Here is a 15114-nt window from a genome sequence, read left to right as displayed (position 1 = left end):
AATCGTCCCCCTTTCTTAAACTTCCTGCCCGACAGTTTCGTCTTCGATGCCAAGTTCTTCTTTAATCCAGTCATATCCTGATTCTTCAAGTTTATGTGCTAGTTCAGCACCGCCGGATTTAACAACTTTACCTTGCATCATAACGTGAACTTTGTCTGGCGTAATATAGTCAAGAAGACGTTGGTAATGAGTGATGATCAGGCAACCAAAATCTTCGCCGCGCATTTCGTTAATGCCTTTTGAAACAACTTTCAATGCATCAATGTCAAGACCAGAGTCAATTTCATCAAGCACTGCAAATTTAGGTTTCAGCATTGTAAGCTGAAGGATTTCGTTACGTTTCTTTTCTCCGCCTGAGAAGCCTTCGTTCAAGTAACGTGTAGCCATATCTTCGTCCATTTCAAGGAATTCCATTTTGCTATCAAGTTCACGGATGAATTTCATCAATGAAATTTCATCGCCTTCTTCACGTTTCGCATTGATTGCAGAACGAAGGAAGTCAGCGTTCGTTACACCAGTAATCTCGCTTGGATATTGCATACCAAGGAAGATACCCGCTCTAGCGCGCTCGTCCACTTCCATCTCTAGCACGTCTTCGCCATCGAGTGTGATTGTACCTGATGTTACCTCATATTTGGGATGCCCCATAATCGCTTGCGCGAGTGTAGATTTACCTGTACCATTCGGACCCATGATTGCGTGGATCTCATTTGTATTAATCGTCAAATCGACGCCTTTCAATATTTCCTTGCCTTCAATTTCGACGTGAAGGTCTTTAATTTCTAAAGTAGCCATTCCAATACCTCCAATATATTAAAGTTGAACGGATATCCATTCTCTATTTAGTATCATTCTAATCTTATCGCATTAAGCATTGCCTTGCAAATCATTAAGAATCGTTTCATTTAAAAGGAATACCCTTAATTCAAGACTTGAACAGCTTTCTTCATCAAGTCTTTACTCATTTTCAATTATCTATCCCTTATTGAGAAACCAAACAATTCAAAAAGCCGGCACTTTATGTACCGGCTTGGGACTACTTATTAATATTGTTTTGGTTCTAATTTCGTTTCAGTTGGAATGTCATTATCCGTAAATCTGTCGACGATAATAGCAAGTGCACCGTCGCCAGTGACGTTCGTAGCTGTTCCGAAACTGTCTTGCGCCATGTAAAGTGCAATCATAAGTGCAACCATTGTCTGATCAAAACCTAGCATTGAAACGAGGAGTCCAGTTGCCGCTACAACCGCGCCGCCCGGAACTCCAGGAGCAGCAATCATTGTCACACCCAGCATGAAGATGAATGGCAGGTAATCGCTGAACACAACAGGCACTCCATTCATCAGCATGACACCGATTGAACATGACACAAGAGTGATTGTACTTCCTGACAAGTGAATTGTCGCAAAAAGTGGAATGGTAAAATCAGTTACCTTATCCGACGCACCGGTTTTACGTGCTTGGCTTAACGTAATTGGAATCGTTGCTGCAGATGATTGTGTCCCAAGTGCAGTAAAATAAGCAGGGGCCATCGTTTTCATCAAGAAGAACGGATTACGTTTTGAAAGCGAGCCGGCAATCGTGTATTGAATCGTTAGCATGATGAAATGTAGAACGATAATCATCACGAAGACCATTGCAAACACAGAAAGAACCTTTGCAACCTCACCAGTATATGTCATATTAAGGAAGATACCAAAAATATGGAACGGCAATAGCGGAATGATAACAAACGCAATCACCTTTTCGATCAAGACATTCAATTCCTCGAATACAGCCAGCATTGCCTTACTGCCAATGGAAGCCATACCAATACCAAGTACGAATGCGAGAAGGAGTGCTGACATTACACCCATGATCGGTGTCATTTCGAGTTCAAAAAATGATTCTGCGGCAGCCCGGCCTGCTTTTTCGACCTTGCCGTCTCCAATACTTCCGATAAAGCCTGGCAATAAAGCTGTTGCCGAAAAGTATGCAATAATACCCGCTACAATTGTAGAGATATAAGCGAATGCTGTTGCTAGACCAAGGAGCTTTCCAGATCCTTTACCCAGCTTCGCAATTCCAGGCGTGATAAATGCAATAATAATCAAAGGCACTATAAAGTTCAAAAAACCTCCAAAAATCATATTAAATGTAGCGGCAAGACTGACAAACCAATCCGTAAAACCTTCTCCGATTTTTGGTATCATCGGTAAAAGTAATCCAAGTACAATTGCTGATGCAATTGCGATGACGATACGCCATATAAGCCCAATTTTCAACTTCAAACCTATGTCCCCCTAAGATGACTTTATGTATTTAATAGATAACGATACCATAATATTTTCGCTATTGAAACATCTATTCGCGATTAACATCTATTGGAAAACAGAAAAAATCCGTCGAACTCAAAATCTTCGACGGAGTATTCTTCACATCACTTTACCGGGACTACTGTACCGTCCCATTCATTTAGAATAAAGTCTTGAATTTCTTTCGACTTCAATATTTCAATCAAAGTTTTGATTGACTCTTTATCTTCATCGCCTTTTCTTACAGCAATGATATTTACATAAGGTGAATCCGTGTCTTCGATTGCAATGGAATCTTCAATCGGATTCAAGCCCGCATCGATCGCAAAATTCGAGTTGATCAGCAATGCATCGCCTTCATCATTCGCATAAAGTTGCGGCATTAGGCCAGGTTCGTAGTTTGCGTCAAACTTGATGTTTTTAGGATTTTCAACGATATCTTTCAGTTCAGCAGCTGTCTTATCTATACTTTCATCAAGTTTGATAAGTCCTGTTGATTCGAGCATCGCAAGTACACGTCCATGATCCGAAACAGAACTACTCATCAAAATCGTCGCACCTTTAGGTAGTTCATCAAGTGATTTATACTTTTTCGAATACACTCCGATTGGTTCAATATGGATGCCGCCTGCATTCACAAAATCGTATCCTGCGTCTTTAATTTGCAAGTCAAGGTAAGGGATATGCTGGAAGTAGTTTGCATCGAGGTCACCCGATTCAAGATCTTGATTTGGCAACACATAGTCTTGATATGTTTCGATTTGAAGATCGTAACCTTTTTCCTTCAATAACGGTTTAGCTTGCTCGAGTATGATTGAATGCGGTGTATTGGAAGCACCGACAACAATCTTAGTTATTTCTTTTTTCCCGTTATCATCACTTTTTCCGCTTACATTATTGCTTTCATTGGTGTTTTTTGTTCCGCAAGCCGCAAGTGCGAGTACAAGTACTGCCATTAAAAACCCTATGCTAAATTTTTTCATTTTTAAATCTCCCTTTTTTCTATGATGTTCTTCTGGATGGAAGGGTAAAGCCTATTATTCACTTTCTTCATTAAATCACTTTACAGGGATAACGTCGCCGCCCCACTCTTCGAGAATGAAGTCTTGGATTTCTTTCGATTTCAACACGTCAACCAAAGTCTTGATTGCTTCCGTATTTTCTTCGCCTTCTCTTACTGTGATGATGTTTGCATACGGCGACTCCGTCTCTTCTATCGCAATAGAATCTTCAACTGGATTCAAACCTGCATCGATTGCATAGTTTGCGTTGATAACGACTGCATCGCCTTCATCATTATTATAAAGTTGCGGCAAGAGTGCTGGTTCGTAATTTGCATCAAACTGGAGATTTTTAGGATTGTCTACAATGTCTTTCACTTCAGCCTTTACTTTATCTACTCCGTCAGCTAATTTAATTAACCCAGCTGACTCCAGTAAAGATAGAACGCGGCCATGTTCAGCTACTGAGTTACTAAATATAATAGTAGCACCCTCCGGAAGTTCCTCGATTGATTTAAATTTCGTCGAGTAAACAGCCATCGGTTCGATATGGATAGCCCCTGCATTTGCAAATTTATAGCCATGATCAATTACTTGTTGGTCCAAGTAAGGTATGTGTTGGAAGAAGTTCGCATCCAACTCACTGGATTCAAGATCTTTGTTTGGCAAGATATAGTCTTGGTAGGTTTCAATGACAAGTTCAATGCCTTTTTCTTTCAATATCGGTGCTGCCTTTTCTAAAATGATTGCGTGCGGTGTATTTGATGCACCAATGACGATTTCCGTTTCCTCTACGGTTTCATCGACAGCCTTGTCTCCCCCATTTGCATTTTTATCGCCGCTGTCATCTTTCGCTCCACAAGCTGCCAATGCGAATACAAGTACTGCTAATACTATTCCCCCTAAAAGCTTTTTCATGATGATTTCTCCCCTTTTTCTATTCTGTTTTATGGTTTACAGGCAAAGCCTGACGTTACTGCTATAAAATTATCTTTTGTCAAATTTCCTTACCGCGAAATCCCCGATGAATTGGATTACGAATACGATAATTAAAATAAAGATTGTTGCAACAAGTGTAACGTCCTCGCGGCTACGCTGGAATCCATCTAAGTACGCGAGTGTCCCAAGACCGCCTGCGCCAATAATCCCCGCCATAGCGGTGTACCCGACGAGTGCAATCGCTGTTACGGTAATTCCCGAAATAAGTGCAGGCATCGATTCGGGTAAAAGAACTTTAAAAATAATCGTTCTCGTTTTTGCTCCCATTGACTTCGAAGCTTCAATTACACCTTTATCAATTTCCTGTAAGGCAATCAGCACCATTCTTGCATAAAACGGAGCCGCCCCAATTATTAGTGCCGGCATCGCAGCATCCGGTCCGCGGATTGTGCCAAGAAGAAATTTCGTAAACGGAATAAGCAAAATGATTAATATGATAAACGGGATTGACCTAAAGACATTGACGAATGCCCCTGAAATCATATTTACAAACTTATTCGACCACAGTTGACCGGGACTTGATAGGAAGAGTAAAATCCCGAGTGCTAGTCCAATAACTAATGTGAACAATGTAGAGATTGCTGTCATATAGAGTGTTTCCACTGTCGCTTCCCACATCTTAGCCCAGTCAACATTCGGAAAAAGGTTTTCAATCATTACCGATCACCTCCGTCTGAACATCATTTTCATTGAGATAATGAATTGCTTCCTCAATAATTGTGGAATCTCCAAGGAGCTGAAGTATGAGTGTGCCGTATGCCCCACCATGCGTATGGGAAATGTTCCCTTGCACGATATTCACGTCGACACTGAATTTCCGGATAAGACTTGCGAGCACAGGTTGCTCTGTCCGGTCACCTACAAATAAGAGCTTGATAAGCGTACCGGTAGGGAATTCTTCCTTAATATGCGCCATTGCCTGCTTCGCTTCAGCTGGCTCAGTTACTTGAGAGACAAAACGCTTCGTAATAGACTCTTTCGGCGATTGGAACACATCGAGCACATTCCCCATCTCGACAACCTTCCCTGCTTCCATTACCGCGACTCTGTGGCAAATTTTGCGAATAACATGCATTTCGTGTGTGATAAGGACAATCGTCAGCCCAAGTCTTTCATTAATGCCCGTCAGAAGATCAAGTATCGAATCCGTCGTTTCCGGATCAAGGGCTGAAGTCGCTTCATCACAGAGAAGTACTTCCGGATCGTTTGCAAGCGCCCGGGCGATGCCGACACGTTGCTTCTGTCCTCCAGACAATTCAGATGGATATGCGTTTTCCCGACCACTTAATCCAACCAGTTCAATCAGTTCTGCCACTTTCTTGTCTCGCGTAGCTTTTCGTACGCCCGCGATTTCAAGTGGAAAAGCAATATTGTCCTTCACTGTCCGCGACCATAACAAGTTGAAATGTTGGAAAATCATACTTACTTTTTGACGCGCTTCTCTTAGTTCTTTTCCTCTGATTGCGGATATTTCTAAACCACCTATTTTCACACTACCTGATGTCGGCTTTTCAAGCCCGTTCAACAGGCGAATTAATGTACTTTTTCCTGCTCCGCTGTATCCGATTATGCCAAAAATTTCGCCATCGGCAATTTCAAGTGAGACATTTTCGACCGCTGAAATACTGGCTGGTCCTACACCGAACCGTTTATTGATTTCTGTTAAATGAATCATCTATTTCACCTCTGAGTATTTATCTATATAAATTGGAATTTAGAATTCCTTCAAATCCGCTTCGGCGCTCGGGGATGCCTCCCGCCATAAGCGAGGGTACTGAAAAAGTACGATTTCCTTCAATCCCGTTGATTTCCGTTCCGAGCGGACGCTTTCCGCGGGCACGGCTTCAGCCTCCTCGTCACTGCGTTCCTGCGGGGTCTTCAGCTCGTGCTGTTCCCGCTGGAGTCGCCGCTCTCCACTACAATCAACTAGTTCTTACTGAAAAAAGAACTTTTTCAGTGGCTTCCCATAAGCCAGACAGCTTCGCCGTCAGTCTTATGGCTTCGGCTACCCCTTGTAAGGCGCCTACGCTCAATAACTATCCGGTAGTTCACCGCTTAGTGACAATAAGGCTACATTTCATTAGAATACAAAAAAGCCTTCCTGCAGACGGGCAGAAAGGCTTTACGCTATCATAAAATAAACGTTTGTCCGATCTCTCATCTCTCAAAGTATGCACTTTGTGTGATTTGGCACCATTTCACTTTCGTGACGGTTGCCGGGCTTCGCAGGGCACTATCCCTCCACCTCTCTTAATAAGAGCGACCTATTCAGTTGAATGTTAAATCGAATTATATCAAATTAGCATATTGTTTGTCAATCAATCTTTTCAAGCAGATACGGAACCGACTGAAAGGCATAGATTTTATGGGTTAATACGCCCTCCTTCTGTATTAGAAGGCAAGGAACACTTTCAATTTCATAGTCAATTGCAATATTTTGGACGTAATTCAAATCTGCTTTCCCGATTGGTATTTCTGGTCTCATTACAGTGATGATCTCCATCATTTTAGATGCAACCGCACATGTGCCGCACATCGGTGTATATAAATAAAACGCTGCTACCGGAGACTCTTTTAAGGCTATCTCCCACTGTTCGCGTGTCCATGTCTCCATTGATCCTACATCCTTTAAAGTAGATATTCAGGCCGGATTTTGAAATCCGCCTCTTGAAGTATTTTGGCTAGCACTTTATACGGAGTTGTCTCCACTTCTCGGTATACCTTTTCTGTATATAGATGGATTGCTGCCGGGAAATCTCTCTTAAATAAAATACGGGTCTTCTCGCCATCTTCATCCGCATCGACAAAGACGTATAGTTCCTGTTCTTCGTAGGGTGCAAGTAACTCTTCAAGCCGGTAAGGGCTAACTGTACCGTTCGTACAAATAATTTCGACAGGATCAGCAAGTATGCGCACTAAACGTTTTCTATCCGAACCGCCCTCTACTATGATGACTTTTTCATCCGACAAAAGAGTTCCCCCTTTGCTAATACACTAGTAAGATGCAAAAAACGCCGGAATTATTCCGGCGCTCAGTTAAATCAAATACGCCTCGGCGTATTTGCGCCCAGATTTTGAATTGAGCTTGCTCAATTCACTCCTTTCAAAATCTGTGGCATCCGCCGGAGGCTTAGGGCCAACAGGACGTTGGTTACTCAGACGTTGCCGCAGGACGCGGCGATTTTAGTCTGAGTTCCCCTATTCAGCAAGGGTTTGAACTTCTGCTGAATAAATTTCAATTATTCTCCAACTGTCATTTTTTCATACGCTTCAGCTGACATAAGTTCATCCAGCTCAGAAGCATTAGAAGGTTCAACGACAATCATCCATGCATTTTCATACGGTGATTCGTTGACGAATTCAGGGCTGTCTTCAAGTCCCTCGTTCACTTCAATTACTTTACCGCTAATTGGTGCATAAAGTTCCGATACTGTTTTAACTGATTCAACGCTTCCGAAAGGCTCGTCCGCTTTGATGTCGTCACCGACAGATGGAAGTTCAACGAATACGATATCGCCAAGTTCAGATTGTGCAAAGTGAGTAATACCGATGCGGTAATTTCCGCCTTCTTCTTTTACCCATTCATGCTCTTCAGAATAACGCAGATCTTTTGGTGTGCTCATTCCGTACCCCTCCAAATAAATAGTTTCATTCTCTTCAATTCTGGCATATTTCTTGAACAAAGACAAGAAGGGAACTCAGTTACCCCATACTTTTTCGAATTCTTCTTCCTTGAACCCAACAGTCACTTTTCCTTCTCCAAAAACAATCGGTCTTTTAATCAGCATGCCATCTGATGCAAGTAAACTAATTTTCTCCTCATCCGTCATTTCCAGTAATTTATCTTTCAAGTTAAGTTCTCTATATTTCATGCCGCTGACGTTGAAAAACTTTTTCAACTCCAAATCAGAGACTGCTATCATCTTCCCAAGTTCCTCTTCTGAAGGAGGTGCTTCTGCTATGTTCACTTCCTGAAAGTCCAAGTTGTTCGTTTCGAGCCATTTTTTTGCTTTCCTGCATGTCCCGCACTTCGGATAACCGTAATAAACCAATCCCATAAAGCAACGCCTCCATTTTCGCCATTATAACAGAAAAAACACCCGGGCGCCTATAAGCATCCAGATGTCAAAGTGAGATCAGCAATTTTACTTCATTAAAACAATCACGTCTGTTGATTAATCATTTACTTGCATAAAACGATAGCGAGTAGGGCTTAAAAATCGATATTTCACTTCACCATTTCCGGCCCGCTATCGGCGAATTAATCACGACATTATTACCGTCCCGCAACGCTTTGGCACTTCTTGTACTTGTGTCTTTGGAGAGCGACGGATGAACTACCACCATACGATTACCGAACAGATAAGTAGGGATGCGACAAAGTCGCATCCCTACTTATCAAAACATCTCGATAATGATATAGAAGTTGTTCAATTCAAAGCAATCCAAAGGCAACTATACATGTAGTGCACAGTGTCTGATCAAGTTATTTATTGGTTACTTTTAGTTAATTTACAGTCATGTTAAACGATATACTTCTCCGCTTCGATTAACTTAACTGACGCTTCGCGTTTTTTAGCGATGATATTATACGGATTCGAGCGAGTCAATTTGCGCAACGCTGAAATCATCATGCGCTGGTTATCTCCATCGACAGCTGCCAGAAGTGTTTCTTTCGCATCTCTTTCAATCTCTTCAAATGCTTCTTGACAAAAGATTTGTGTGTAAAGAATCTTCTGTTGTGCTTTTTCTTCTCCGCTGCGTGCAATCGCTTTTTCTGTACGCAGAAGTGCGGACTCCATTGCAAAAACGTTGTTAGCAATGTCTGCGATATTAACAAGTACTTCTTGTTCTGCCTCAAGCTTCGTGCCGAAACGCTGTGCAGCAAGACCAGCAGCAAGCAAGCCAATTTTCTTAGCGTTTTTCACAAGTGCTTTTTCTTGTGCAAGTGCTTCATCGCCAATTTCTTCAGGCATCATCATAAGTAGCTCTTCTTGAAGTGCCTGTGCTTGTTGAAGTAATGGCAATTCGCCCTTCATTGCTTTTTTCAAGAACGTACCCGGAACAAGGAGACGGTTGATTTCATTTGTCCCTTCAAAAATACGGTTGATGCGCGAATCACGGTAAATACGCTCTACTTCATATTCTTGCATGAAGCCGTATCCGCCATGAAGCTGAACTGCTTCGTCAACGATGTAATCTAACACTTCAGAACCCACAACTTTATTGATTGAACACTCGATTGCGTATTCTGCAATTGCAGCAGCAATTGCTTTACCGTCTTTTTGCTGTTCAGGACTCAACTGGCTCTGACGCTCCTCGAAGTAGCCAACCGTACGATAAATCAAGCTTTCTGCTGCATAGAGCTTAGACGCCATTGTCGCTAGTTTTTGTTTCGTCAAATTAAATGAAGAAATTGGTGTTTTGAACTGTTGACGTTGATTTGTATATGAAATTGCGAGTTCAAGCGCACGTTTCGATCCACCGATTGTGCCTACTCCCAATTTGTAACGTCCGATATTCAAAATATTGAACGCGATAATATGACCACGACCGATTTCACCTAACAGGTTCTCAACAGGTACTTCAGCATCTTGTAAAATCAATGTACGTGTTGATGAAGATTTGATACCCATCTTTTTCTCTTCAGCTCCGACAGAAACACCTGGGAATTCTTTTTCGACAATGAATGCCGTGAATTTATCGCCATCGATTTTCGCATATACAACAAACACATCCGCAAATCCAGCGTTTGTGATCCACTGTTTTTCACCATTCAGGACATAGTGTGTTCCAGCAGCATTTAGTTTCGCATTTGTTTTCGCACCCAATGCATCAGAACCTGAACCTGGCTCCGTTAATGCGTATGCAGAAATTTTTTCACCTGATACAGAGTTCGGCAAATACTTTTTCTTCTGTTCTTCATTCCCGAAAAGGACGATTGGCAATGTACCAATACCTACGTGTGCACCATGTGTAATTGAGAACCCGCCCGCTACTGACATTTTTTCAGCAATCAAAGCAGATGAGATTTTATCAAGACCTAGCCCGTCATATTCTTCTGGAACGTCTGCGCCCAAAAGGCCGAGGTCGCCTGCAGATTTAAGTAGTCTGACAGAATGCTCGAATTCATGATTTTCCAGCTTTTCTACAACAGGGAGCACTTCGTTTTTCACATAGTCTTCTGTAGTTTTTGCGATCATTTTCTGTTCATCTGAAAAGTCTTCCGGTGTGAATACACGGCTTGCTTCAATATCCTCAGTTAAAAAGGCTCCACCTTTGATTAGTTCATTTGTTTTTAATTCAGTCAATGTTGTTTCCTCCTTTTGATCTTAAGGGTTTATATGTCCACTATTAATATAAAATTCACTGGTTTCTTTGCTATATAGTCGGCATTTAATAACTAGAATGTTCTTCCAACACCGCTTTGTCGCTTGGTGATGGCCTCACGCAATTAGCCCGCCAGAAGATCATTGTCGGTCTTATTGCTTCGGCTCACACTTGTCGCTCCTTCGCTAGATTTGTTCGTTATACTGGTGAGGTATACCACCTAGTTAATTCTAAATAAGTAGTGCCGAATTTATAGTGTTTACAGCAATTCAAACACGCCGGCTGCGCCCATTCCGCCGCCAATACACATCGTAACAACACCGTATTGTTTGCCTTGACGTTTTAACTCACTCATCATACGGATTGTTAAAATAGATCCTGTTGCTCCAAGCGGATGTCCAAGAGCGATTGCTCCACCGTTGAAGTTCACTTTATCCATATCAAGACCTAAATGACGGATAACTTGAAGTGATTGGGACGCGAATGCTTCATTCAACTCCCAAACATCGATATCCTCAATAGAGAGTCCTGCAATTTTAAGTGCTTTCGGAATGGCTACGATTGGTCCGATTCCCATTACTTCGGGTGGCACGCCGCCTACAGCAAATGACAGGAACTTCGCAATTGGCTTCAATCCTTGCGCTTCTGCTACTTCACGATCCATCACAAGTACTGCACCTGCTCCGTCTGATGTTTGTGATGCGTTACCTGCAGTAACAGTACCCGTTACTGAAAATGCCGGACGCAATTTAGCTAATCCCTCTACACTTGTTCCATGACGGACTCCTTCGTCCATTTCAAACATAAATTTCTTCTCATTATATTTACCATGCTCATCCACAGAACGCTTTACGACTTCAACAGGTACGACTTCCTCATCAAATTTCCCAGCAGCAATTGCCGCGCCCGCTTTTTTATGGGACAGTACGGCAAATTCATCCTGCTCTTGGCGAGTAATACCGTATTTTACGGCAACTTGCTCAGCAGTGTGACCCATTCCCATATAATACTGGGGAGCCGTCTCTGCTAAATGGGCATTCGGTCTGATCGTATTCCCCATCATCGGAACCATGCTCATGGACTCGACGCCGCCGGCAAGTATTGCTTGCGAGTGCCCGAGCATGATGCGCTCAGCTGCATAAGCAATTGATTGAAGACCCGATGAACAGAATCGGTTTACTGTAATAGCAGGCGTCGTATCAGGAAGACCTGCAAGTGCACCAATATTTCGTGCAACGTTCATCCCTTGTTCAGCTTCAGGCATTGCACAGCCAATAATTAAGTCATCAATTGGTCCATCATACCCTCCAGCACGTTTCAACGTTTCTTTAATTACTAGTGCCCCTAAGTCATCCGGGCGTACAGTTACAAGAGAACCTCTACCCGCTTTTCCCACCGGTGTCCGTGCACCGGCTACTAGTACTGCTTCACGCATTGAATTTCCTCCTCTTTGCTATGCACTTTAAATCAGTTACGTAACGGTTTACCTTTAACGAGCATGTGTTGCATACGCTGTTGTGATTTTGGTTCCGCCACAAGGCTAAGGAACGCTTCACGTTCAAGGTCCAACATATATTGTTCTTCCACAAGTGTTCCGTATGGCACTTTTCCGCCGGATAAAACAAACGCCAGTTTCTTCGCGATTTTCAAATCATGCTCGCTGATAAAGCCAGATAGGAACATGCCCTCTGCTCCGAGAAGCATCGTCGCATAACCTGAATCACCCGTAACAGGGAATTTCTCGCGTTGAGGTGCTTTGTAACCCATGTCAAACAATGCAATAGCTGCCTGTTTCGCATCATAGATTAAGTGATCGGCATTGACACTAATTCCATCTGCGAAATCGAGGAAGTTATTTTCACGTGCTTCGACTCCCGAAGTCGATACTTTTGCAGTTGCTATTGATTCGAAAACTTTATTGGCAACAAATTGATAGTCAATATGGACGCCCTTTGGCAATCCTTTTAAGTGTTTTGTATAAAGTCCTACGTTTCCGCCGCCACCTGGTATCAAACCAACACCTGCTTCAACGAGCCCCATATAGGTTTCCATTGACGCTTGGATATGCGCTGCTGGCAAACAAACCTCAGCTCCGCCGCCAAGCGTCATTGCAAATGGTGCTGCAACAACAGGTTTTGAGGAATACTTGATTTTCATCATGGCATTTTGGAATGAGCGCACAATGAAATCAAGTTCAAAGATATTGTCATCCTGTGCTTCCATTAGAATCATTCCGAGGTTTGCCCCTACACAGAAGTTTTTGCCTTGATTTCCAATGACAAGGCCTTTGAAGTTTTTCTCTACTTCATCAACAGCGAAATTAATCATTTGAATGATGTCAGGACCAATTGAATTCGATTGTGAATGGAATTCTAGCAGCGCCACGCCATCACCCAGGTCGATTAAGCTAGCGCCTGAATTCTTTTTAATGACACCGTGTTTTTTCTTATACAGTTTTAAATCGATTACTTTTTCATTTACCGGAACAAGCTGGTAATCTGCTCCGTTGAAGAAGTAACGTTCACTGTCTTCTTCTTTATAAAAAGTTTCATAGCCTTTGTCGAGCAGACTTTGAACAAATGCTGGTATTTCATAGCCTTCTTCATTCATCTTTGCAACTGATTTCTCTACGCCGATTGCATCCCACACTTCAAACGGTCCTTGTTGCCAACCAAAGCCCCATTTCATGGCATTGTCGATTGCAACGATATCATCTGCGATTTCACCGTTTAGTTCTGCAGAATAAAGCAATGTAGGTGAAAGAATGTTCCATAAAATTTCACCAGTGCGGTCATCAGCATAAACAAGAGTCTTCACTTTGTTGGCAAGTCCCTTTTGTTGCTTTGCCATTTCAATTGAAGGCGTTTTCAATTTCTTAGCTTGACTATATTCAAATGTCTCTGTATCTAGTTCAAGAATCTCTTTGCCTTTTTTCAAGTAGAATCCTTGTTTCGCTTTTGCTCCGATCCAGCCATTATCAATCATCTTTTTCATAAATGGCGGCAATTCGAATACTTTTTGTTCGTCGCCTTCCGTCTTGTCGTAAACGTTTTTTGCTACGTGCATGAATGTGTCTAATCCCACAACGTCAAGCGTACGGAATGTCGCTGATGTCGGCCGACCTATCAAGGTGCCAGTCACCGAGTCAACTTCTCCAATCGAATAACCGCGTTTTTCCATCTCACGCAATGTGATTAGAAGACCATATGTACCGATGCGGTTTGCGATGAAGTTTGGCGTATCTTTTGCAATGACTACCCCTTTACCAAGGATATCTTCGCCAAAACGAGTCATGAACTCAATAACTTCCGGCGCTGTTGTGCTCGCTGGAATCACTTCAAGCAGTTTCAAATAACGGGGTGGATTGAAAAAGTGAGTCCCCATGAAATGTTTTTTGAAATCTTCCGAACGGCCTTCCGCCATCACTTCAATACTAATGCCTGATGTATTTGAAGTAATGATTGTACCTGGTTTACGTACCTTATCTATTTTTTCATACAAACCTTTTTTCACGTCAAGATTTTCAACAATTACTTCAATGACCCAGTCAACATCTTTTAATTTATCCAAATCATCATCGAAATTTCCTGCTTCTATAAGGGACAGATTACTTTTCCTCGTTAAAGGCGCAGGTTTTTGTTTCAATAGTTTCTGTAAAGCCCCTGCTGCAATTTTGTTTCGTACAACACTATCTTCAAGTGTAAGTCCTTTTGCTGTTTCTTCTTCGGTTACCTTTCCAGGAACGATATCCAAAAGTAAAACCGGGATTCCTATATTAGCGAGATGAGCTGCAATCCCTGAACCCATAACGCCTGAACCTAAAACTGCTGCTTTTTTAATTTGATAAGCCACTTGCGAAGCCTCCCTTTTTCTATTTGAATGAACACTCATTCATTTAATGAGCAAAAAAAATAGAAACCATTTCTATAACTCTCAGTGTAGAACATTTTGCTAGTTTTCGCAATATTTAAATCGAAAAAATATTATTTTCTGTTTTTTAAACTATATAGGTTGGGATAAAGAATCCCACTGAATCTGCCGTGGCGCTCAATTAATGAGAGAATTGTAATTCGGGGTGTGGATTATAGTACGTTTAACACTTTGGGAATGCCTTTCCCAGCGTCTACGCTAGGGTGTTCATTATCGAGAGAAATGTGATTTTGATATGTATATGCCGAGAGTACATGTGATTACTAGTTGATACTAAACAGAATTCCATTGAACCGCTACGGCGCTAGGGGATGCCTCCCACCATAAGCCAAGCAGCTGCGCCGCCAGTCTTATGGCTTCGGCTACCCGGTGTCCAGTTACTGACACAATTCACGTCCTTCGAATTGTGTCAGCAACTGGCATCGAATAGGCGCCTTCGCTCAGTTTATACACCGGATTCAATAGTTCAACATATAGAATTAGAGTCAAGAAAGACGCACTCCAGATTGCAGATTTCATCCCCGATAATGAAATGCGCTTTCTCAAATAGACCATCCAGC

At 42.2% G+C, this 15114-nt stretch carries 13 protein-coding genes and 1 riboswitch; all 13 genes read right to left on the bottom strand.

All coding sequences use genetic code 11. From position 1 onward, the window contains the following. Positions 1–15: 15 nt before the first annotated feature. Positions 16–795 (bottom strand): Fe-S cluster assembly ATPase SufC, encoded by a 780-nt coding sequence (gene sufC / locus MKZ11_RS09680; RefSeq protein ID WP_445326989.1) that lies wholly within the window; start codon positions 793–795, stop codon positions 16–18. A gap of 248 nt (positions 796–1043) precedes the next feature. After that, the gene (locus tag MKZ11_RS09675; protein WP_340794183.1) at positions 1044–2270 is read right to left on the bottom strand and encodes a dicarboxylate/amino acid:cation symporter; all 1227 of its coding nucleotides are present in this window, start codon (positions 2268–2270) and stop codon (positions 1044–1046) included. A 149-nt stretch (positions 2271–2419) separates the two neighbouring features. Then, complete coding sequence (locus tag MKZ11_RS09670; RefSeq protein WP_340794181.1) at positions 2420–3277, bottom strand: MetQ/NlpA family ABC transporter substrate-binding protein; 858 nt, start codon at positions 3275–3277, stop codon at positions 2420–2422. Between the two features lie 75 nt (positions 3278–3352). Continuing rightward, entirely contained in the window at positions 3353–4213 is an 861-nt protein-coding gene (locus MKZ11_RS09665) for a MetQ/NlpA family ABC transporter substrate-binding protein (RefSeq protein ID WP_340794179.1), read from the bottom strand. A 69-nt stretch (positions 4214–4282) separates the two neighbouring features. After that, positions 4283–4951, bottom strand: coding sequence for a methionine ABC transporter permease (locus MKZ11_RS09660; RefSeq protein ID WP_340794177.1), 669 nt, complete (start codon positions 4949–4951; stop codon positions 4283–4285). After that, positions 4944–5969 carry a methionine ABC transporter ATP-binding protein gene (locus MKZ11_RS09655; RefSeq protein ID WP_340794175.1) on the bottom strand — a complete coding sequence of 342 codons (1026 nt, stop codon included), beginning with the start codon at positions 5967–5969 and terminating at the stop codon, positions 4944–4946. The genes MKZ11_RS09660 and MKZ11_RS09655 overlap by 8 nt, the downstream gene beginning before the upstream one ends. Before the next feature lie 479 nt (positions 5970–6448). Beyond that, positions 6449–6554: riboswitch (SAM riboswitch) on the bottom strand. A 54-nt stretch (positions 6555–6608) separates the two neighbouring features. Further along, positions 6609–6908, bottom strand: coding sequence for a thioredoxin family protein (locus MKZ11_RS09650; RefSeq protein WP_340794173.1), 300 nt, complete (start codon positions 6906–6908; stop codon positions 6609–6611). Between the two features lie 14 nt (positions 6909–6922). After that, positions 6923–7264, bottom strand: coding sequence for a toprim domain-containing protein (locus MKZ11_RS09645; RefSeq protein WP_340794170.1), 342 nt, complete (start codon positions 7262–7264; stop codon positions 6923–6925). Positions 7265–7533: 269 nt separating this feature from the next. After that, complete coding sequence (gcvH, locus tag MKZ11_RS09640; protein ID WP_340794168.1) at positions 7534–7917, bottom strand: glycine cleavage system protein GcvH; 384 nt, start codon at positions 7915–7917, stop codon at positions 7534–7536. A gap of 75 nt (positions 7918–7992) precedes the next feature. Then, positions 7993–8352 (bottom strand): arsenate reductase family protein, encoded by a 360-nt coding sequence (locus tag MKZ11_RS09635; RefSeq protein WP_340794166.1) that lies wholly within the window; start codon positions 8350–8352, stop codon positions 7993–7995. Between the two features lie 465 nt (positions 8353–8817). Further along, positions 8818–10605, bottom strand: a complete 1788-nt coding sequence (locus MKZ11_RS09630; protein ID WP_340794164.1) for an acyl-CoA dehydrogenase family protein — start codon at positions 10603–10605, stop codon at positions 8818–8820. Between the two features lie 278 nt (positions 10606–10883). Beyond that, positions 10884–12059: an acetyl-CoA C-acetyltransferase gene (locus tag MKZ11_RS09625; protein ID WP_340794162.1), complete on the bottom strand. Its 1176-nt coding sequence runs from the start codon at positions 12057–12059 to the stop codon at positions 10884–10886. 32 nt (positions 12060–12091) lie between these two features. Then, positions 12092–14476 (bottom strand): 3-hydroxyacyl-CoA dehydrogenase/enoyl-CoA hydratase family protein, encoded by a 2385-nt coding sequence (locus MKZ11_RS09620; RefSeq protein ID WP_340794161.1) that lies wholly within the window; start codon positions 14474–14476, stop codon positions 12092–12094. Positions 14477–15114: the final 638 nt, after the last annotated feature.

The sequence above is a fragment of the Sporosarcina sp. FSL K6-1508 genome (assembly GCF_038007465.1).
Lineage (GTDB): Bacteria > Bacillota > Bacilli > Bacillales_A > Planococcaceae > Sporosarcina > Sporosarcina psychrophila_B.
Note: the sequence above shows the minus strand (reverse complement) of the source record. Positions and strands in the feature narration are given on the sequence as shown.

Bases quoted from the DNA above. Each gene is read 5' to 3' on its own strand.
- sufC (WP_445326989.1), bottom strand. From the start codon at position 795: ATGGCTACTTTAGAAATTAAAGACCTTCACGTCGAAATTGAAGGCAAG.
- MKZ11_RS09665 (WP_340794179.1), bottom strand. From the start codon at position 4,213: ATGAAAAAGCTTTTAGGGGGAATAGTATTAGCAGTACTTGTATTCGCA.
- gcvH (WP_340794168.1), bottom strand. From the start codon at position 7,917: ATGAGCACACCAAAAGATCTGCGTTATTCTGAAGAGCATGAATGGGTA.
- MKZ11_RS09625 (WP_340794162.1), bottom strand. From the start codon at position 12,059: ATGCGTGAAGCAGTACTAGTAGCCGGTGCACGGACACCGGTGGGAAAA.
- MKZ11_RS09660 (WP_340794177.1), bottom strand. From the start codon at position 4,951: ATGATTGAAAACCTTTTTCCGAATGTTGACTGGGCTAAGATGTGGGAA.
- MKZ11_RS09635 (WP_340794166.1), bottom strand. From the start codon at position 8,352: ATGGGATTGGTTTATTACGGTTATCCGAAGTGCGGGACATGCAGGAAA.
- MKZ11_RS09650 (WP_340794173.1), bottom strand. From the start codon at position 6,908: ATGGAGACATGGACACGCGAACAGTGGGAGATAGCCTTAAAAGAGTCT.
- MKZ11_RS09670 (WP_340794181.1), bottom strand. From the start codon at position 3,277: ATGAAAAAATTTAGCATAGGGTTTTTAATGGCAGTACTTGTACTCGCA.
- MKZ11_RS09655 (WP_340794175.1), bottom strand. From the start codon at position 5,969: ATGATTCATTTAACAGAAATCAATAAACGGTTCGGTGTAGGACCAGCC.